At 40.3% G+C, this 20,750-nt stretch carries 17 protein-coding genes, 4 tRNA genes and 1 pseudogene; 13 read left to right on the top strand and 9 right to left on the bottom strand.

Annotation, left to right across the window (positions count from 1 at the left end):
- Positions 1-2: 2 nt before the first annotated feature.
- The 3 genes from LC653_RS03710 to LC653_RS03700 form a co-directional block, all read right to left on the bottom strand.
- Positions 3-1,007 carry a helix-turn-helix domain-containing protein gene (locus LC653_RS03710; protein ID WP_229492650.1) on the bottom strand — a complete coding sequence of 335 codons (1,005 nt, stop codon included), beginning with the start codon at positions 1,005-1,007 and terminating at the stop codon, positions 3-5.
- Positions 1,008-1,028: 21 nt separating this feature from the next.
- Complete coding sequence (locus LC653_RS03705) at positions 1,029-1,880, bottom strand: hypothetical protein (RefSeq protein ID WP_229492649.1); 852 nt, start codon at positions 1,878-1,880, stop codon at positions 1,029-1,031.
- Positions 1,881-2,004: 124 nt separating this feature from the next.
- Positions 2,005-2,664 (bottom strand): Npun_F0813 family protein, encoded by a 660-nt coding sequence (locus LC653_RS03700; protein ID WP_229492648.1) that lies wholly within the window; start codon positions 2,662-2,664, stop codon positions 2,005-2,007.
- 357 nt (positions 2,665-3,021) lie between these two features.
- Here LC653_RS03700 and LC653_RS03695 point away from each other — a divergent pair.
- A tRNA-Arg gene (locus tag LC653_RS03695) sits at positions 3,022-3,094 on the top strand.
- A gap of 42 nt (positions 3,095-3,136) precedes the next feature.
- Complete coding sequence (locus tag LC653_RS03690) at positions 3,137-3,862, top strand: group I intron-associated PD-(D/E)XK endonuclease (protein WP_229492821.1); 726 nt, start codon at positions 3,137-3,139, stop codon at positions 3,860-3,862.
- Between the two features lie 378 nt (positions 3,863-4,240).
- On the opposite strand, the gene LC653_RS03685 is transcribed toward LC653_RS03690, so the two are convergent.
- The 3 genes from LC653_RS03685 to nadA form a co-directional block, all read right to left on the bottom strand.
- Positions 4,241-4,312, bottom strand: a tRNA-Thr gene (locus tag LC653_RS03685).
- A gap of 87 nt (positions 4,313-4,399) precedes the next feature.
- A tRNA-Tyr gene (locus LC653_RS03680) sits at positions 4,400-4,485 on the bottom strand.
- 124 nt (positions 4,486-4,609) lie between these two features.
- Complete coding sequence (gene nadA / locus LC653_RS03675; protein ID WP_229492647.1) at positions 4,610-5,584, bottom strand: quinolinate synthase NadA; 975 nt, start codon at positions 5,582-5,584, stop codon at positions 4,610-4,612.
- Between the two features lie 149 nt (positions 5,585-5,733).
- Here nadA and LC653_RS03670 point away from each other — a divergent pair, with 149 nt between their 5' ends.
- From LC653_RS03670 to LC653_RS03640, 7 genes are all read left to right on the top strand, one after another.
- Entirely contained in the window at positions 5,734-6,654 is a 921-nt protein-coding gene (locus LC653_RS03670) for a TIGR04168 family protein (RefSeq protein WP_229492819.1), read from the top strand.
- A gap of 131 nt (positions 6,655-6,785) precedes the next feature.
- A tRNA-Ser gene (locus LC653_RS03665) sits at positions 6,786-6,870 on the top strand.
- An 89-nt stretch (positions 6,871-6,959) separates the two neighbouring features.
- Positions 6,960-7,148, top strand: coding sequence for a hypothetical protein (locus LC653_RS03660; protein WP_229492646.1), 189 nt, complete (start codon positions 6,960-6,962; stop codon positions 7,146-7,148).
- Positions 7,149-8,084: 936 nt separating this feature from the next.
- Entirely contained in the window at positions 8,085-8,849 is a 765-nt protein-coding gene (locus LC653_RS03655; RefSeq protein ID WP_229492645.1) for a hypothetical protein, read from the top strand.
- A 21-nt stretch (positions 8,850-8,870) separates the two neighbouring features.
- Complete coding sequence (locus tag LC653_RS03650) at positions 8,871-11,612, top strand: protein kinase domain-containing protein (RefSeq protein WP_229492644.1); 2,742 nt, start codon at positions 8,871-8,873, stop codon at positions 11,610-11,612.
- A 155-nt stretch (positions 11,613-11,767) separates the two neighbouring features.
- The gene (locus LC653_RS03645) at positions 11,768-12,034 is read left to right on the top strand and encodes a FitA-like ribbon-helix-helix domain-containing protein (RefSeq protein WP_229492643.1); all 267 of its coding nucleotides are present in this window, start codon (positions 11,768-11,770) and stop codon (positions 12,032-12,034) included.
- A complete protein-coding gene (locus tag LC653_RS03640) occupies positions 12,031-12,381 on the top strand; it encodes a type II toxin-antitoxin system VapC family toxin (protein WP_229492642.1) in 351 nt (116 codons plus the stop codon). Before LC653_RS03645 ends, LC653_RS03640 begins: the two co-directional genes overlap by 4 nt.
- 336 nt (positions 12,382-12,717) lie before the next feature.
- Here LC653_RS03640 and LC653_RS03635 read toward each other — a convergent pair whose 3' ends face one another.
- A complete protein-coding gene (locus LC653_RS03635) occupies positions 12,718-13,584 on the bottom strand; it encodes an aldo/keto reductase (protein ID WP_229492641.1) in 867 nt (288 codons plus the stop codon).
- A gap of 527 nt (positions 13,585-14,111) precedes the next feature.
- Here LC653_RS03635 and LC653_RS47840 point away from each other — a divergent pair.
- Together LC653_RS47840 and LC653_RS03630 are read left to right on the top strand one after the other, a co-directional pair.
- Positions 14,112-14,198 (top strand): annotated as a pseudogene (locus LC653_RS47840) (IS982 family transposase); the annotation flags it as partial.
- Between the two features lie 624 nt (positions 14,199-14,822).
- Positions 14,823-16,214, top strand: coding sequence for a hypothetical protein (locus LC653_RS03630; protein ID WP_229492640.1), 1,392 nt, complete (start codon positions 14,823-14,825; stop codon positions 16,212-16,214).
- Positions 16,215-16,475: 261 nt separating this feature from the next.
- Here LC653_RS03630 and LC653_RS03625 read toward each other — a convergent pair whose 3' ends face one another.
- Positions 16,476-17,099 carry a site-2 protease family protein gene (locus tag LC653_RS03625; protein ID WP_229492639.1) on the bottom strand — a complete coding sequence of 208 codons (624 nt, stop codon included), beginning with the start codon at positions 17,097-17,099 and terminating at the stop codon, positions 16,476-16,478.
- A gap of 750 nt (positions 17,100-17,849) precedes the next feature.
- Here LC653_RS03625 and LC653_RS03620 point away from each other — a divergent pair.
- Together LC653_RS03620 and LC653_RS03615 are read left to right on the top strand one after the other, a co-directional pair.
- On the top strand, positions 17,850-18,104 hold the full coding sequence (locus tag LC653_RS03620; RefSeq protein ID WP_100899281.1) for a DUF4212 domain-containing protein: 255 nt from the start codon (positions 17,850-17,852) through the stop codon (positions 18,102-18,104).
- Positions 18,105-18,113: 9 nt separating this feature from the next.
- The gene (locus LC653_RS03615) at positions 18,114-19,769 is read left to right on the top strand and encodes a sodium:solute symporter family protein (protein WP_229488308.1); all 1,656 of its coding nucleotides are present in this window, start codon (positions 18,114-18,116) and stop codon (positions 19,767-19,769) included.
- 115 nt (positions 19,770-19,884) lie between these two features.
- Here the strand turns inward: LC653_RS03615 and LC653_RS03610 are convergent, their stop codons facing one another.
- Positions 19,885-20,727, bottom strand: coding sequence for a tetratricopeptide repeat protein (locus tag LC653_RS03610; RefSeq protein WP_229492638.1), 843 nt, complete (start codon positions 20,725-20,727; stop codon positions 19,885-19,887).
- Positions 20,728-20,750: the final 23 nt, after the last annotated feature.

Below are 20,750 nucleotides of genomic sequence, written 5' to 3'. Positions count from 1 at the left end.
CTCTAAACCGTCGCAGACAAAGAATAGACCTGACCATCAATCAGCAGTCGTGTGATGCCCTTAGCTTGCAAATGAGTCCGAGCCTTATGGAGCATTTTACTATCTGGAACTTTAATCACGCGATCGCGCTTCGTAGAAAAACGCTTGGCGACGCGATGGTTATCAAACACCGGCAGAGTTCTTTGCTGAGTTTCCAGGCTGGGAATTTGCCCCAAGTCACCAAAGTCCTTCAGAGGACGGGTAATTAATTCCGAAGAACGGTCAATCACCAAATAGCAAGTTTTCGGCAAATTGGCTATTGACAGAGGTAAAACTTGAACTGATGCTTCACCTGGTCTTCGTTTTGTGACTAACGGCCTTTGGTCATCCAGGTCATCATCATCAAAGTCTTCTTCCTCAAAGTCATCATCTTCTAAATCATCATCTTCTAAATCATCCAAATCCTCCGATTCGTCTAGCAAATCTTCGCCCAGCATCTGCGCGATGACAGCCGCTCCTGGATGTTCATTCTTTAGCGGTGAGATGGGGATGCTGACTATTTCCGGCGGCTTTGGCTCTAGAGTTTCTAATTTCTCTGTGACTCGGAGCTTCGGTTTTTCCGACGCCGAGGGGCGTCGCCGCACTCGTCTACTAGCGGCGATTGACTCCGCCGTTTCCTCTGAGTAAAGTTCCTGCTCTACATGAATTACCCGACGTGGTAGTGGCTCAACCTTTGGCACTTCCAAAGGGTGGCTCTCGATGATGGGTGGAACTTCTATCTCCGGCTCTGGTTGAGTCAGCAGTGGTAACTGCTCGTAGCTTACCTGTGCCCTTCCCTCAGGAGTTCTCGCAGCCCGCTTTAAAGAGACTAAGTATTCATACTCATCTTCTTGCAATGTGCTTTTGAGCAAGCGACTAATTGTCGAGTTACTCACACCATAGCGGTCTGCCAAAGTTGAGGTTGTTTCGGCAGTCTCTCGATATAACTTAAGAATTTCTTGCTTGTCAGAATCTGTTAATTTTCTCACGGTAGATACCAAAAATCTTTACTAAGCTCGTTTCCGTCCGCTGGTACGCCGCGTTCGTCTTAGTGATGCGTCATATTCTAAGACAGCGCCCATGCCAAATAACACTCCACTAAACACCCAAAACACTTCTAATATCTCCCCACTTTGATAATTGGGGCCTTGGGCGTATTTAAACCACATATCTGCAATGTAGAGCGAAAAGGCCGCCGCTGCAATCATTCGCCAAGACTGGGAAACTCTTCCCCCCCAAAAGGCTAGTAGCAGGGTGGTAGCAATAATTAGCAAAACCACATCGCTAACTACGTAAAACCAATTCAAAATAGCGACTAGCAGTTCTGAGGGTGTTTCCTGTTGCATAGAAATCCACCATGCCAACAAACTACCGAATACTGCAATTGCTAACACAATTAGCCACTGCCATTTTTCCAGATTGATTCGCCTGGAAGCCACAGCTAAAATCATGCCTGCGCCAAGTAATAGATAACTAAGTACAAAAAATATATCGCCTACTGACACATCCGGTTCATCTTTTAAAATTATTTCGGTATAGCCGAAAATTATCCCCCCAACGAAATAGGAAAGCATACCTAACCCAATTAAGAGCCAAACATTTCGACCACTGACGATTTGCTGACTCAGCCAGTTCCTCAAGCATAAGATACTGGCAGCCAAATAAGCTAAAGCTTCAAAAATATTTGTGCCAATCACATACCACTCGGCCCGGCTTTCCATGCCATCTGCTCCGGGAACTTTGGCACTAAACAACAAAAAGTATAGCAGTGCGAGTACGGCCCAGCCAATATTAGCTAAGACAATGTTCTGAGTGTTGAAAATGGATTTAGAAAGGAACGAATTCTCGTAAGAGTTATTCATAAGACTTGACTATGTAGATGCACTCTGGCAGTATTTTGAGTTAAAGGACTGTATATCTAGCAGTGCGTCTGCTAGGTAATGGACAATCGGACACCAAAAACAAGTGCCAGTGGCAGGAATTTTGTTACTGCCATAGTTTACCCAGTGGCGATTGATTTAGCCAAGTGATAAACAGCGATCGCTCGGCTTCCGGCATATCTTCTAGCTTATAAATCACTTGTTTGGTAAAATTAGCGTTGCCAAAATAAGCTTTTCCTAATCGATGCAGTTCTTGTAACAGGATAACTACATGATTTTCTTGCCAATCAGGTATTTTGGCTGTCGGTAACGGATTAGTAGATACCAAATATTTTACTGCTTCTAGGGAAGACGCTTGGGGAAATTGCTTCTGCTTTAACACCTCCGCAATATCTTTTTCAAATAAAGCAGCTTGCCTAGCACCTAAAAACTCTTCAATATCGATAGAAACACCCTGCAACAGCAAAATACTGGCTTGGATTAAAATCGCCGTTTTGCCATGACCACCTGTGTCACTATCCAGCTGCTCTAAACGGATTTTACCCCAGACGCTAAAGCGTTCCGGTTCCTCCAGCAAAACACAGGCTTTACCTCGGTTATCCGTTAATTCTCTCCATAAGGCTCTAGCTTCTTCCTCTTGACTAGCTTTGAAGACACTAATCAAGCGAAAAGTCTGCCCTTGATAACTGAGGATCGGCACCTGCTGATCCTTTTTTGGGTGCTGAATGCTTGATATTTCAACATCCTGCCGTTTGAGAATAAACATGGCACTAGCAAATAACTCCTCACAGGGGCACTCTTAATATGGAATATATAATGGCATTTGGCAGCATCGCCAAGGCTGAAATTACCTAGCATACTGTGGAAATGAGCCTAGCGATCGCCAGATCCTTCCCGAAGCTAGCCGCCCAGAGGACGGTGGCGTTAACAGGCAAATAACCCCTTGATAACTCAATATATCTAAACCAATACCCCATCTGTTTCGTTTTCGGTGTAGATTAACTAACTAGCGACTAGCATCTTAGCCTTGCTAGTGGTAAATCTGCAATTTTCGATTGCTTCTTGGTATGCGAAAACGATATAATAGTGTAGATGACTCCTTGAGGAGCCATTAGTTTATGTTGGGCGCGTAGCTCAGTGGATAGAGCAATTGCCTTCTAAGCAATCGGTCGCAGGTTCGAACCCTGCCGCGCTCGTTTTAACTCGATATGAACCCTCAAGCACTGTAAGGTGATATGATGATTTCCTCGATTGAGGGTTCGTTATTGCTGCATCATACTAAGAACAAAGGCGATATTGCTGCTACAAAAGCGATCGCTGATCTTACCCTTAAAGGGTATTTAGTCCTCACGCCACTTGTTTGTGAACATTTACCTTTTGATTTTGTTGTCTACAAAGACGATAAATTCTACAAAATACAAGCTAAATACGCGGGAGATAACAGGGTAGTAAATAAAACTATTTGGGTAGATAAAAATGGGACTCATCAGAAGAAGTACAAAGTAAATGACTTTGACTTTTATGCTGTTTATCTTCCTAATATAGATAAAGTTGTTTATCCATCAATTAACTTTAATGGTTGCTACATAACTACCCAGATACCTAATTCAGCTACACCGTTTTACTGGTGGGAAGATTTTACAGACTTCACTGAAGCAGCGTCTAAGCGAACCTACAAGGAGTTTGGCGTTGATTTAACAACGAGAAAGGTTAACTCAGACTCTAGAATTCATACTAGAAAAGTTGAAAGGCCATCTAAAGAAGAACTAGGAAAACTAGTTTGGGAAAAGCCAACCGCACAAATTGGGAGAGATTTTGGCGTGTCTGATAAAGCTGTAGAAAAGTGGTGTAAGGCTTATGGGGTAGAAAAGCCACCCAGAGGATATTGGGTGAAGAAGGCTTATGAAAATATAGAAGGACAGTTAACAACCCATAACGAAACGTTCTCTAGGATAGAGTTTTAGCTTTTTTATAAAAATTCTAGCTTTGGCGAGATCACCTGTGGAGAAAACTTTTAAATATGAATGATGACTGATGACTGATGACTGATGACTGTTAACCGTCAACCGTCAACCGTCAACAGTCAACGACCATCAAGAGTGTTTATATACTTTAGAAGCGCATCAGCTTACCCATTTGATACCAAAATTTTGGATTCATAGTCAAATCATAGTCAAAAAATAAGCTGATACCCAAAATTCTGTTCTGATAGCCAAATCATAGCCAAAATCATAGTCAGAATAGTCAAAAATGCAAGTAAGAAAGTTAGCTTTTCAACATCCACATTCCTTCAAAAGCCTGAAAACCTTAACTTTACGTCGATTATTTCATTAATAGTAAAAAGCCCGTGACGAGGATTGAACTCGTGACCTCACCCTTACCAAGGGTGTGCTCTACCACTGAGCCACACGGGCAAAATATAACTTTGCTTCTTTAGTTGTAAGTTACAATGCTGGGAGCTTTGCTCTTTACCCAGTCATTATAACCTATAACTTCGTAAGTGGTGGGCCGGGCTGGATTTGAACCAGCGTAGGCGCTAGCCAACGGATTTACAGTCCGTCTCCATTAACCACTCGGACACCGACCCGATTTGTCTCACGATTTAAAATCTTAGCACCATGTTTTATAAATAGCAAGTGATTAGAAAAAATAACTTGCGGGTAGAGATCGCAACAAAACTGCGTCTCTACCACATATATAAAAAATACTAGTTACACACTCATCTCCAGCATTCGTTGCATTGGTCGCAGTGCAGCAAGGCGGATATTTTCTGACATGGTAATTTCGGGAGTGCGATTTTTCATTGCCCAGTAGAGTTTTTCTAGGGTGTTTAGCCGCATAAACGGACATTCGTTACAAGCGCAATTATTCATCGGTGGGGCAGGGATGAAGTGCTTGTCAGGAGTTAGTTTTTGCATTTGATGAATGATTCCAGGCTCCGTAGCAACGATAAATTCTTTGGTAGGGCTGTTTTGACAATACTTGAGTAAAGCGGCTGTGGAGCCAATAAAGCTGGCGTGGCGCAATACACTACTTTCACATTCTGGGTGTGCGATCGCCTCTGCTTCGGGATGGGCAATTTTTAACTGGACAATTTTCTTTTCCGAGAAGGTTTCATGGACAACACAGCTACCTTGCCATAGCACCAAATCTCGTCTTGTCTGTTCCATCACATACCGACCTAAATTCCGATCTGGGGCAAAAATAATCGGCTGTTCTTTCGGTATCTGCTGCACAATTTTCACAGCGTTGGAGCTAGTACAAATAATATCGCTCATCGCCTTGATATCAGCAGAGCAGTTGATGTAAGACACCACCAAATGATTCGGATGCGCTGCTTTAAAAGCTGCAAACTCCTCTGGTGGACAACTGTCGGCTAAAGAACAACCAGCATTCAAATCTGGTAAAAGTACTAATTTATCGGGATTAAGTATCTTTGCTGTTTCTGCCATGAAGTGAACACCAGCAAAGACGATCGCATCCGCATTGGTTTTTTCTGCGGCTTTCGCTAGTTGTAATGAATCCCCAATAAAATCTGCAATATCCTGAATATCTGGCTCTTGATAATAATGCGCCAGGATAACGGCGTTGAGTTCTTTTTTGAGACTCGCAATGGCGGCAAACAAATCTAGTGGTAGTTCACCCAGTTGGGTGTTTTCTCGTTGAGCTAGTGCAGTGGTAAACACAGTTAAGGGGTGCTTTATGTTGCAAATTTATGTCCTGTGGAATCAATTATAGTAGTTTTTACCAAAAATAGTGGACGGTTGATATGTTGGGGTTGTGTCCAAATCGGGCTGAGTTTCATATCCTGGAGATAGACGGCAAGGAAAGTGGCATGACCAGTCAGAAAACTCAATCGATAAACCTCAAAATTGCTGTAGTTGGAGATATTCACGACCAATGGGAAGTGGAAGATGGCGTTGCACTCAAGCATTTGGGTGTTGACTTAGTGCTGTTTGTCGGGGATTTTGGCAACGAGTCGGTGGAAGTGGTCAGAGCGATCGCCTCTCTCGATATTCCCAAAGCAGCCGTGATGGGCAACCACGATGCCTGGTACACCGCCACTGAATGGGGACGCAAAAAGGCTCCTTATGACCGCTCTAAGGAAGACTGGGTACAAGAACAACTCGATTTATTAGGCCCGTCCCATGTCGGTTACGGTAAGTTGGATTTTCCCGCTTGGAATTTAACTGTAGTGGGGGGTCGTCCCTTTACCTGGGGTGGCCCAGAGTGGAAATTCGCGGAGATATGTAAAGAACGTTACGGTGTGACGAGTTTGGAAGAATCCGCCGATCGCATCTTCAAAGCTGTTAAAAGCGCCGCTTATGAGACGATTATATTTTTGGGTCACAACGGGCCTAGTGGGTTAGGCGATCGCCCCGAAGACCCCTGCGGCAAAGACTGGCACCCAATTGGCGGCGATTTTGGCGATCCAGATTTTGGCGAGGCGATTTCTCAAGCCTTGACTGCTGGTAAAACTATTCCTCTGGTGACATTTGGTCACATGCACCGAGATTTACGCCATACCAAGAAGGTGCAGCGCAAGCCCATCTTTAGAAGTCCAGAGGGGACAATTTACTTAAATGCGGCTAGTGTCCCCAGGATTGTGGAACATGACAGTGAGAAGTTGCGTAATTTTTCCATTGTCACCCTAGAGGCGGGTGTGGTTTCGCAAGTTTCTTTAGTTTGGGTTGGGAATGACTTCCAGGTGGCTTCAGAGGAAATTTTGTATGAGGGATCGCCTATTGTGTCGTAGACATTCGCATTCAGTAGTGCAATCTGCGTAGATGATACGATATAGTATTATCTGTCAGCTTTAGTGCTAACCAACAAAAGCGCCTGAATAGGGTCTGAAAGTAGGGTAAGCATAAGTTTGACAGATTTATTGGAGAGGTGGCAGAGTGGTCGATTGCGTCCGACTTGAAATCGGATGAGGCTAAAACCTCCGGGAGTTCGAATCTCCCCCTCTCCGTTGAATGAATTATGTTATCAAGTACTACACCTTTTTTGCATCTACAATATATCCAAATTGATGCACAAACAGAATTTGGTTAACTACTGATGAAAAATCTCAACATTAAAGAAGAAGCCCCCAAACTGATTGACAAGTTGCCAGAAAATTCCACATGGGATGATTTGATGTACCAAATTTATGTTCGACAAACTGTTGAAGCTGGACTAGCGGATAGCAAAGCTAGTAATGTTATTTCTGTACAAGAAGTGCGGAAAAATTTTGGACTACCAGAGTGAACGTTTACTGAACAACAACAGCAGTATAAAATCTCTCAGCAATTTATGCTTATATTGCCCAGCCTTCTCCACAGTATGCGGCTAGTATAGTTGACCGGATCACTAGGCTTTCTGAACAAATTGCCAATTTTCCTTTGTCAGGTCGAATTGTATCAGAGTTTCAATATCATTTTTGCCCTCTCAAAGTCTGCATCAGAGCTAACAGCAGAATCATATCAGGGTGATATAGTGTTATTAGATTCAAAACTTATCCAGAAGCTCTACCAGCACTTCATTTTAGCTAGGGAATACAATCTGCTGAAATCCTCCTAGAATCTGTTTTTCTAGTAACTCTGTTGTAGGCGTATTCTTCTTAGATTATATGTAAATCCTATATTCAGCCTTAGAGGATGTTTGAAAAGTCCTCTTGTCGGTAGCAAAACGTTCTAGATCCTCCTAAATCCCCCTTAAAAAAGGGGACTTTGATTCCGGTTCCCCCCTTTTTAAGGGGAGCCAGCGCGGTCTTGGGGTCTCCTCAAGTGGAGCGACTGGCGTGGGTTAGGGGGGATCGATAAGTGCCTAAAATCACAACCAACTACTTTTCAAACAACCTCTTAGCAACATCAGCTGAAACCCTCTTTGCTCAACTTACAAAAGTTTTCAATTTACATGTAAGACTAAAGCCAAGTGTCATATCTTTTCATAGAGGTTGTCCAAAGTCAACCCTTCTCCTGTCGGAGACGCTGCGCGAACGGCTGCGCTCAGGGTTGACGGTGAGCGTAGTCGAACCGTCAAAAGTCAAGAGTCCAAAAAACCTGGACTTTTGACCCTTGACTTTTGACTTCCATAACAGAAAATATATGTGTCAGTTGTGTAAGCCCTGTTACATAAATAAATGTCAATCACCTCAATGTTGGCATTTTTGTTCTAAGTGATCGTCTATAGGGGAAAAAGATAATGCCTTTCAATGAGGATTTATTAAATTTAATTGAGCTAATTCAAGGATTTGTACCCAAAGTTCAACTTACGGGTATTGAAAGTAAAAATTTGGACTTGCAACTAGCAAAAATAGAAAATAATTTTAATACTTATAATAAGATAAATATTAACTTCGGTACAATAGGTAGTCAGGAGAAACCTTTAGCTATAATTACTTCTATAAAGTATAAAAATCAGGAATTAAAAGAATCGGGAGAAAATGTAGATAAATCCCTTGCTTTTCTTCCAGAGAAGACACCAAAAAGCCAGAAAGGAGACTCAGGAAAAAGCTTGAGATTAGAGCTTCAAGATATTCCTTTTAGTAGTGGGTTTCACCTGATTATTAATCAAAAAGATTGGTGGATAAAAAAAGGAACTCCTGAAGAAAAATCAGTTTTAATTGGCGATATTAAGTTCATTCCTATAAATTTAAATGAATGGGCATATATAAAGACCATTGAAACTGAGCAGCAGTTTGGATTATTACTCAATAAGAGCGGAGTCATGGAGGCAGAAATTTGGAGAGGCGACTTACCACCGAAAGATATAAATAATTTGTCGCCAGAGGTGTCAGGAATTTTTAAATGTACAGAGTATAAATCTGGTGAAACTTTGAAATTTGAAAGCGTTTCAGAATTAGCAGTTTCATTAGATAAAAATGTAGTCGAAAAAGCAATATTGATTGAGTACAAACCCAAAAACTCTCCCAAGGAGTATTTTGTTTTTATCTTAGTTCAGCAGTAAGTTTGATGACAAAATAAAAAAATGAGCCAACAAAATTCTGACCCTAGTTATTCTTTTAAAACAGAAGACGATAATAGTCTAACTTTTTATTTTACCCTTGATGAGCAAAATCAGCCTATTAAACTTGGTGATGGCACTTTTGGTGTAGTATTTGCAGTTTATAGTAACAGACAAAACAAATTTGCAGTTAAACTACTTTATGAACATTCTGATACAGACATCGTAAAGTCTCGTTTCCAAAATGAACTTGAATCGACACAAAGAATTACAGAAGTTAAGAAAGATACAAAACTTTTTGGTGTTATTGAGACGATAGGTTGGACTAAATCGTTTCGATCATCAGAGATATATAAGACCTTAAAGGACTTCTTTGAACCATTTAGAATCTCAGATTATGCTCTGGTAACGGAAAAGTACGATTCGACACTGAAAGACCTTTTGGAAGAAAGAGTACCAGTTGATGCAGATAAACAAGTTGTTAAGGAAGGAATGTATGAGCTTACAGGATATGATATTCTGAGAAAAATGAATTTTGAAGATCGTATAGCTGATATACTTCCATATTTGGTCGATATTGCTAGGGGTCTTGTAACTCTTCATCAAGCCCATCTATTACATCTTGATTTAAAACCTGCAAATATCTTCATTAAAAAAGAAGATTCTGAAGTTAAGGCTGTGATTGGCGATCTTGGTTTTCTTCTACCAGGACAAAAGCCAGTACCGGGAGCTTTACCAATAGCTAATCCACAGCTACCTCTTGGTACTCGTCACTATCGATCGCCTGAGCAAAAAGACTATTTTGATATTTGTGATGTAGAAATCAAAGTAGATAATAATAATGTTGAGCTAATTACTTACGATCCTAAGCTTCGCGATACGATCATTGAGGATACTGATTTTGTACTTTTTAGTAAGAATAGTCAAAATACGTATCCTATTAAGTCAATTAATAGTAATGACACTAGCGAAAATTTCCGAACATCCATTACTCTTCATCCAGAAGCCAGAGAAAATCTTAAATCTGATAAAAAAACACAAATTATTCTGTACAAACGTCAAGACGAACGAACTGATTTATTTGGTTTTGGAGCTATTGTATTTGATTTGTTGACTTGTGGAGAATCACCAGAGCGTTTTTATGAAAATATTCGAGTTATTTATGACAAGAAGGAGAAAACAGTTGATGAAATAATGGAAGACTATCGCATGGTTTATGAGTTTAAATCTAGCGAACCAAGTTTAATTCAAGTATTTGAGCCTTTTAAGCTCTCTAAAAATTCAACAATTTATGCTCCTGAAGAAATAGTTGAAATTATTTTAAAATGCATACTTTATAAGACAAAAAATACTTTTTATTCTCTAAGTCGTTGTGGTGACACCAATGGTAATAAACCTGTAAAACTTGTACTTAATAGTTTAATAGAACTATATGAGAGGAAACATTTTGGTTTTAAAAGATTAAATAATCATCTTTGTAATCGCATTTGGAAAAATGGTAATAATTCCCCTACTCCAAGCTTTTTAGAGACGCTCAAAGAACTGCAAAGCTTAGACAAGGATAACTTACCTGCTCGCTTTGTCAAAGGACTTTGGTATCTAGATCAAATATCTGATCTAGTCAGTCGTTCTTTAAATGCATCGCCTTTCTCATTTAGTGAGTTACATCCCACAAATTTGGCTGTTGTTGAGAGAAATGGTGAACCAAATGCCCTAAATATCAGATTTCACGTATACGAGACACAAGAGTCTTATGAAAAAGATTTAAGAGGTGACTTTGTATATACAAGAATTACTCGAGATATAGGAAATCCGTTTGTACCAAACTATCTAGCGTTTCTGCGCCGAAAAATTATTTTAAAAAAGTTAAATGCTCATGAAAACTATACTTATAAATGTATATATCAGTTTTTTGATTCGTCACTGCATAGAGATAATATTAAAAAGGGAGATTTTATTATATTAAAATCTAAAAATAATATTAAAAATTTATTGTTGCAAGTAGAAGATGTTGAAGGTGATAATTTAACTCTTAAATATGGAAATTTTGATGAAGACAATGATAATAAAGTGTTAAAATATCCCCATTATGAAGATAATACTGAAATATCCAATACGGAAGATATTTCCCAAGAATGTATTTACTATAAAAATATCGATCCTTATGTTTATTATTTAAACATGATAGGAATTTATATATATCATATCTTCTTTGTAGGTATTGGAAACAATACATACAATAAACCGATTATTACTGATATTGTTAACAACATTATTAATATAAATAATTCAATAAAAATAAATATTTTGGAGCAATATAATAATCATAGCTCACATTTTATGTTTTCTATTAAGAAGCAATCTAAAGATGAAAAAAAATTTCAGCAACTAGGAGAAATCCTAAATTTACTTGCTTCAATGTATCTAAAACTGACTATTTACGAAAGCGAAGATTCCTACTATCGTAGTCTGGAAAATGAGCGGAGATATGGAATTAATTTACTTCTTCACGATCTTGATAATCTCAAAGGTAAAATTACCAATTTTATCAATGACGATAATACAAAACCTGTCACACTTAGATCATATCCTGATGAGACGTTTATAAATGAAATATCTAAACTGTCTACATTAATAGGCGATAGTGAACAAAAGAAAGTAGATTTACAGTTTGATAGGCTAACTTCCTTGCTGGTTCAAGTACATTCAGGTGGGGTAAAACTACGCTTAGATCAGATGCTATTGATGCATGGAATAAATATATAGCAAAAGACTATTTATCAACAAAATATTAAGTAGAAGAGTGAGTTTTAGGATAACACTCACCTAAACTACAAAATGCGATCGCTCCCTCTTGTGTCCTCTCTCCTCATGCTTGCATCATGCTAGCATAATGATAAATTCTACTTTGAGGTAAGGCGATGGCTACCCTTTATGTAAGAAATTTACCCGATGATTTGTATGCAAAGCTGCAAGAGTTAGCGGTATCTCAGCACCGTTCAATTAACGCCCAAGTTATAACTCTGTTAGAAGAAGCTTTAAAAACTGAAGCACAGCAAACAGAAGATCAGAAACGACAGAATGTAATTAAAATCCTAGAAGAAAGTCGCCAGCGTCGCCGTGTGAATCCAGCAGATTTCGGATTACTTGATAGTACTGAACTGATTCGAGAAGACCGCGACAGATGACCACCCCTCTAAGATGCGTGTTAGATACCAGTGTGTGTATCAAGTATTTTATTGCTGATCCACTAACTGCCAAAGTTAATCAACTTTTTGATCACCTTGCCAATCCACAGACGGAAATATTTGTTCCAGACCTCTTTTACATTGAGTGCGCTAACGCCTTATGGAAGTATGTCCGTGCAAGGATGTACACTGCTGCTGAGGTTCAGACAGATTTAGCCACCCTCAAAGCTTTTCCCTTGCGTGTTGTCTGCACTGCTGATTTGATGGCGGATGCAGTTGCGATCGCATTAAATTATGGAATCTCCGCTTACGATGCGTCTTATGTTGCACTTTCACAGCAGATATAGCAGTCGCCAAAGCCGTTAGGACAGTTTGCGGGAAACGCATCTTCAACAGCGTACTTTGTGATTTTATTGCTGTCCTAAGCTCCCTGTCCGTTGCTATACGTGCTACTTTGCTGACTCTCGACGGTAAACTGGTGAAAGCTCTAGCTGCTTCGTATTACAATGTTTCCTCGTTTAATGACTTCGAGGTTCCACCGTTGGAGTCAATGTAGAAGCGATCGCTTTTCCTCACTATATATTCAACCCCAAAGTATTGGATGAGACTAAACATCTCGATACATCAGGGTTGGGGATGAGGTTTAGACTCTATTACACCGAAGTGAGAATCGCTTGGAATGATTAAGTTGCCCGATCGATTTTTTGCACTTCTTCATCAGATAGTTTCACATTGATAGCTTGTGCTGAGTCTTCAATGCTAGAAACCTTGCTAGCACCAGGAATTGGCAAAATAGCGGGCGACTTGGAACGCAACCACGCCAAGACGATATTATATACTGACACGCCTTTTTGTTTAGCTAAGTTAGCGATCGCAGGGATATCTTGTAAGTCCTGATGGCGACGCCTACCACCAAAGGGACTCCAAGGCAAAAACGTCAATCCTTGCTGTTGGCAATACTTCAACACGCCGTCATTTTCTGGCTGTCGTTGCCAAGGGCTGTATTGATTCTGCACCGAAATAATATCCACTACATCCCGCGCCCGCTTAATTTGTTCAACGGAAAAGTTAGAAACTCCCACAAATCGAATTAAACCTGCCTCCACTGCCTCTTTCACAGGTGCAAGGGATTCTTCGATGGTGTAATTAGGATCGGGGGAATGGTATTGCCAAACATCGATGGGTTTAGCACCACCTAACGCCTCAAAACTGACTCGAATTGTTTGGCGCAAATGTTCTGGGTTCCCGTTGCTTGTCCAGTTTCCATTGGGACGCATCAACCCGCCCTTCGTTGCCACAATTACTTGGCTAACATCGCCTTTGTAACTAGTAAGTGCCTTGTGAATTAGCCGCTCGTTGTGGTGCTTATCTGACTCATCTTTGCAGTATGAGTCGGCAGTGTCAATAAATGTAATACCTAGATCGAAGGCCCGATGAATAACTTCGATTGATTGCGATTCGGGAGGGCGATTGGAGATTGACATAGGCATACCACCTAAAGCGATCGCACTCACAAAGATACCAGTTTTTCCTAGCTGTTTGGTTTCCATGCTTCTAGCTATAGCTTTCTGCCCCAATTATCTATCAGTTAGCCAAAGCTTTTTTAGCGATTGATCATAAATCCTCCCTGGTACTTAGACTTGGTGATCAGTGAATAATCCATAAGGAGAATACTCTACTCAGGGGTTAGATATTTGGCAACTGGAAACTCCATTTATCCCGCTAATTTTTAGGGCTAGGGCAACGAAACCAAGTTTTAGATAAGATTTCAAGACTTGTGTGTACACCGTAGCCGCAAGCAGGAGGTTAGCTCAAGCGCAGCTTTGGCTCTTTGGGGTTCCGGGTATTAACCCAAGTTGCTAGTTACAGATTCAGGCGATCGCTAGCGACCACTTAAATAATAAAATCCCCTGAGCGTGAGAAAATTCGCAGGGGCAGATGTTAAATCAGTTATCAGTTATCAATTATCAGTAAACACAAAGCGTATGGTGAGGGGCTGTTACCCACCACCAACGCATACCACCAACATTTGTGTGGTGTTTCGTCAAGGATTTAACTGATAACTGAAAACTATTCACTGTTAAATGAAACAATTGCGATCTATGCTATCATCGACGACCTACTCAAGGCCATTGGACACGGTGAAGATATTCGTTGTCTCATGGTGTGATGCAGAAATAATTAAGTAAGTCGGCGCAAATAAAGCTAACTGGTGAAGGCTGTCATTTGTCATTTGTCCTTTGTCATTGGTAAGGGTTTCAGGTGTATTTACTTTTCGTAATATAGTTCTGTTTTTTTCCACCGACTTACTTACTAGGGCACTGGTTGCGGCAATGTTTTTCAATAGTAATCATAAGTATTGCTTGTGACTATATGAAAGTTTTAGGATTATTCGTTATATGGCGTTATTCAGCAGTATGGCAGAAGTCGTCAGCAATCCCATAACACCTCATTGCAGGGCGATGTCTATCACGGGCTACGCCTATACAACTTGGCATGTTTATGATACAATTGTACTATAAAAAAATATCTGGTGAGTATGCAACGCAAAGTTTTCCAGGCGATGCCCAAAGCTTGTATTAAATAAACGCGATATTAGCTAGTTCGTGAATGCAATCATGAACACACAATAGTTGTGTGGTATATGCCAACTTGAGCATTTTGGCATCAATTTATTGTATGTTTGACCTTCAATTTTGCACGGTTTAACAGTTTATTTTTAAAGAGTAATAAACCTCAATCACCGTGGCTTTAAAAGATTCTTGACCTTGATGTGGAAGGTAGCAATATGGCGAAGAATAAAATTTCTCTCGTAGAACTAATCCAAATTCTTGCACAATATCGCAACAATATTATCGTTAATATCAAGCACCTGCAAAAAGATTATCAAAGAACAGGTATCAAGCGCGTTAAAGGTGTGAGAAACGAAAATGGAGAACTGCTTCAGCCTTGGTTGCGAACAGAAAATATAGATAATGCTGAGTATGTTGGTATGGGCGAATTTCAGTTTAATCGCAATACTGCTACTATCAATATGCTTATCAAACGTAAAGTCAAACTTGCCAAATTTGAAGACCAAACCCCCACTATTGAGGTAGCGGGTTTGCTAGTAAATGACCTCAATAGCTTTAATAATTACACAATTGTTAGCAACGGCAAAATCAACGTCAAGTCCTTACAAATCAAAATCAGCAATAAAAAAGCCTTTGACTTGCTCAAAGAAAAGGGTGTGTTGGATGCAGAAGATTTTGACTTCCGTGCTGAACATACCATTCAATTAGATAACTTGCCGCTTGTCGCTGCAAATAGTAGTTATAGCAGCATTGATGGACTATTCAATGAACTCGCAGAAATTAAAGTACTTACTAGTATTATTTCTGCTCACTTAAGAAAGGAGTCAGATGTATTTGTAGCAGGGCAGTTAGATGAGTTTAAAAAGCACTATCTGTCTAAAAATGTTTACATCAACTTCCCTACAACTAATGAATACACAGACATCCATGAAGCGCTAGTTAATGGTACTCTTGACTCAAGATTGAGTTATAAAATTGACATCGGTAGTCAAGATATTCTTAACCTCAGTAAGTTTCATTCTGCTAACAAATTTCTGAATCGAATGTATCGTCTTTATGATAAAATCACTGGAGAAATTATCATCAAGCCTACTTTTGCGATCGCATTGAATGAAAATATTGCTTTTAGGCACAGGCTACTATCATCACGCACCAACATTACAAAAGTTGACGAGTTGATGAAACCAATTTTTGATGATTTTCTTGGGCTTGAGCAAAATGGCATAGTCGTAGATATTCTTAAGAAAGTTGGTGTTGATAGTTTGGCGCAGTTGTTGCAGCATAAACAAGCTGGTAAACAGATCAGCAAAGAGGAAATGATTGCAGCTTTGACGGCAGCGAATACCAAGTTAGAACAATATGTAGAGAATATCTACCAAGACAGGATATCTCCCTTAGTATTTTACATTGGTTGTACTGGAGCATTGCCAGAAGAAATAAAAGTAAAACCCATGAATGCTGAAGAAGCTGCTGCTAAATACCCAAATTTGCAATTCTCTAAAGATGAGCAACAAGGTACTTTTTTTGCAGTTGGTGATAGTATTATCAGCATCTATGCCAAGACTGAATATTACAGTAAAAAGTTGGCTATCCTAAACCCTTCGTGAACAACAAGAACCCCCAATACGGTTCGGTTAAGGTTTTTTGATGAAAATTTTAGATCGCAAAGATGCGATAAATCATCACAAAGACGCGATAAATTGCCGTCTCTACCAAAGACTGATTATTGTAGAGACGGCGATTCATCGCGTCTCTTGTCTTAACCGAACAGTATTGCAAGAACCCCGACTTATGAAAAAAGCCGGGGTTCTGTGGTTTTCAATTATCACAAATCAAATAGGATTACTATATAAATAATCTATTTTTGCTTAAGAAACTGGTGATTCTTCCCCGAGCGCCGACTGCATAACTAAATGAGCAATGTCACTAAGCCCCGTCCCAAATTCTGGAATTATAAATAGAAGCATCATTGCAAAAACTCCGAATTGGCTATATTGTAGTGGCTTTAGCTGAGGAAAAATTTCACTGAAAACATGAAAACCATCCAGTGGTGGAATTGGCAGCAGATTAAACAAAAATAAGGTCAAATTGATTTGAGCTGCTAAGTAAAGAAATTCCCCACTAAAAAGTTCTGAAAGACTCGGATTAGAGAGAAATTTAAGCATTCCAATAAATAGAATACCTAAAGCAAGATTCGACAATGGGCCTGCGGCTGATACCAAAATATTACCTAGCTTGCCAGAGCGAAACTTAGATGGGTTGACGGGCATTTGTCCCCAAGCTATACCCATGAGGCAGAGAAAAATGATCGATTCCTTACCCATGTGAACTACAGGATTGAGCGTGAGATGACCAGTTTGTTGGGGAGTGTTATCTCCCTGACTCATCGCAGCCCAGCCGTGAGCAAGTTCATGCAAAGTGATGGAGAATATGACAATTACAACGATTCTGAAAAAATGAATCGGGTCTGTGATTAGTGTTTGGATAAACATATATTCTGGCTTGTGGTAGGGTTAAAGCTGAAATCTGCACTTTCTGAAGACACGCACGAAAAAGTTATCCAATTTAAAAACTGCAAACCTTGAGAATAAAGGTTGCTCACAAATAAATTAGATAAGTTATTTTTGCGCGGCTTCTAAAACTAGTTAAAAAATCTATGGAGATGCTGGTTGTTGAGAATGAAGCGAATCAGTTGGTTGAAATCAGCTTTTTCTCACCATGATGATAAAATTTATCATCTATACCCATTGCAATACATCGGAAAGCTGGGTAAGACAGTAGTTGTATAATAATTTACTATATGTTGGTAATGCCCCATGTCTGTAATAACAAGCTCGCTATACAAATGTTATTAAATTTACTCAGTAAAAGTCTATAGTAATTATTCGTATATTTTAAAAATTAATTTTATTTACTTTTAGGAGCTTCAATTGCTTGTATAGCTGCAAAATTTCAATTTATAGCATTTTATGGTGTAAATTTTCTACAAAATAATACGTAATCTATATTAAAGGCTTTGTATATAAATTTATTGTATTACTAATGATTTATGAGATATTTCAGCTTCATAAACCAACATTTGTTTACAACCAACTTTTTCAAATAAATATTACTCAGTTATATTTAGTACTCAATAAGTAAATATTATTTACTAAATAATTTAAAAATTAATACAGTCATTAGGCAGGATATCAACGGCTTATTGGTATTATTTTGATGCACTAACGCAATGATGAACAACGATGGATGAGGATCAGCGCCGTTCTTATTGGCGTGCTAATACTGCTTTAATTCGTAATCTTTTAATTGTCTGGGCATTGGTTTCCCTAGTTTTTAGTATTTTGTTGGTTCAACCTTTGAATGCGATACGGTTTTTTGGCGTACCCTTTGGCTTTTGGATGGCGCAACAAGGATCAATCCTGGTATTTGTGGCCTTAATTTTCATTTATGCCTTTCAAATGGACAAACTAGACCAAAAATACAATATTAAGAAGTGAGGAAAAACCGTGTCAGTTGAAATTTGGACTATTGTATTAGTTGGACTTTCCTTCCTCGCCTACATTTATATTGGTTGGCAATCACGAGTCGAAAATAGTAAAGACTTCTTTATAGCAGGTCAAGGGATACCTTCAATTGCTAATGGTGCGGCTACCGCCGCCGATTGGATGTCCGCAGCTTCGTTTATTTCAATGGCGGGGCTAATTTCTTTTTTAGGCTACGACGGTTCTATTTATTTAATGGGCTGGACGGGTGGCTATGTACTGCTGGCATTATTGCTGGCTCCTTACCTACGGAAATTTGGTAAGTATACGGTGCCAGATTTCGTAGGCGATCGCTACTACTCTAATATCGCTCGTCTGGTGGCAGTAGTTGCAGCCATTTTTATCTCCCTCACCTACGTTGCTGGACAAATGCGGGGCGTGGGCATTGTTTTTAGCCGCTTCTTACAAGTAGATATCAATACAGGCGTAATCATCGGTATGGTGATCGTCGGCTTTTTCTCTGTGTTGGGGGGAATGAAAGGCATTACCTGGACACAAGTAGCACAGTACTGTGTGTTGATTTTTGCTTACCTGATTCCAGCGATCGCGATCGCCTGGTTTCTCACTGGTAATCCTGTTCCTCAGCTAGCATTTCCCTTCAGTGATATTGCTGACAAACTCAATAAAATCCAAGTTGACCTGGGGTTTAAGCAGTACACTGAGCCATTTGTAAACAAGTCGATGCTAGATGTGCTGTTCACCACCATTGCTTTGATGGTAGGCACGGCTGGCTTACCCCATATTATTGTCCGCTTTTACACAGTACCGAGTGTGCGTGCAGCTCGCTTTTCTGCTGGTTGGGCACTACTATTTATTGCCATTCTTTATACAACTGCTCCAGCCCTCTCCATGTTTGCCCGCTACAACCTGATTGATTCCCTGCACAATCGTACAGTTGCAGAAGTGCAGCAGCTAGACTGGGCGACCAAGTGGGAAAAAACTAAACTTTTGGGTTTTGATGACATAAATAAGGATGGGCGTCTCCAGTTAACTCCAAATAAAGACACTAATGAAATAAAGATCGACCCAGATATCATCGTGCTTTCCACCCCAGAGGTAGCTAACCTCCCTCCGTGGGTGATTGGCTTGGTAGCGGCTGGCGGTTTGGCAGCTGCTTTGTCTACAGCATCAGGTTTATTGCTGGTAATTTCCAGTTCCATCGCCCACGATATCTACTACCGGATCATAGATTCATCAGCCTCAGAACAAAAACGGGTGTTTGTCGGGCGGATCATGGTAGGCTTTTCCCTCGTCCTCGCCGGATATTTTGGGGTGAATCCGCCGGGATTTGTTAGTCAGGTGGTGGCTTTTGCCTTTGGTTTAGCTGCTGCTAGTTTCTTTCCGGTAATTTTCTTGGGGATTTTCGACAAGCGCACCAATTCTGAAGGTGCGATCGCCGGCATGTTGACGGGTTTAATTTTTACGATAATCTACATTATCGGTGTCAAGTTTGGGGGTATGCAACCCTGGTTTTTTGGTGTTTCTCCCGAAGGAATTGGTACTTTGGGTATGCTAATCAACTTCGCTGTTACCCTAGTGGTTTCGCGCCTAACGCCACCTCCTCCAGCAGAAATTCAAGCGCTGGTAGAAGACCTCCGCAGCCCGATTATTGAAGAATAGGGAATAGGGAATAGGGCATTCATTGCTTATTTCTTCCCGTGCCTCCCCTGCTCCCCCTGCTCCCCCTGCTCCCTCATCCCAGTACAGACGCGATTAATCGCGTCTCTCCCACTCCCTACTGCCCAAGTTCTTTAATATTTTTCATCACTTGTTCATATAAGTCGTTGTTACCCTGACTTTGAAAAATGCTTGCTGCTTGTTGTAAGTCCTTCAATGCTCCCTGCTTGTCTCCATTGGTGGCGCGGGCATTTCCTCGGTTATTGTAGGCAGAGGCAAAGTTAGGGTCGAGGCGAATGGCTTGATTGTAATCTTCGATCGCACCTTGTGGCTCTCCATTGGCAGCACGGGCATTTCCTCGGTTATTATAAGCGATCGCATATTTGGGGTTGAGGAGAATCGCTCGGTCAAAATCATCTAACGCGCCTCTTCTTTCTCCCAAGGTGGCGCGGGCATTTCCTCGGTTATTGTAGGCTTCGGCATAGTTGGGATTAAGGCGAATCGCTTCACTGTAATCTTTAACTGCTTCTCTGTTATTTCCTAGTGAGGCGCGGGCATTCCCCAGGTTATTGTAGGCTTCAGCGTCGTTAGGGTTGATCCCAAGTGCTTGATTGTAGTCTGTGATCGCTTTTTCCTTGTCTCCCAAATCAAAGTAGGCTAATCCCCGGCCGTTGTAGGCAGCGCCATATTGAGAATTTTGCTCAATTGCCTTACTATATGAAGCGATCGCAGCTTGTAAATCGCCGTTTAAATGCTGATTCTTTCCCTGAAGATAGAATTCCCCACCAATGGAAGCTGTAGCTGAACCACGGCTAGGTTGACTGACTCCTATTTCTGTTACCAAAACATTGTCATTCTTACTACAAGAAACACTGCTAATTGCTGTCAATGTAGTAAAAATAGCTATGGTAAATACTTGATTTACCCTTGTTCGCTTTTGTTGAAATAAACGCCGTCTCATAATTTAATATAAACTGCCATAAT

It is taken from the genome of Nostoc mirabile CHAB5784 (assembly GCF_020829645.1).
Lineage (GTDB): Bacteria > Cyanobacteriota > Cyanobacteriia > Cyanobacteriales > Nostocaceae > Nostoc > Nostoc mirabile.
The sequence above is the reverse complement of the archived record's forward strand: the minus strand, read 5'-3'. Positions and strand labels throughout refer to the sequence as shown.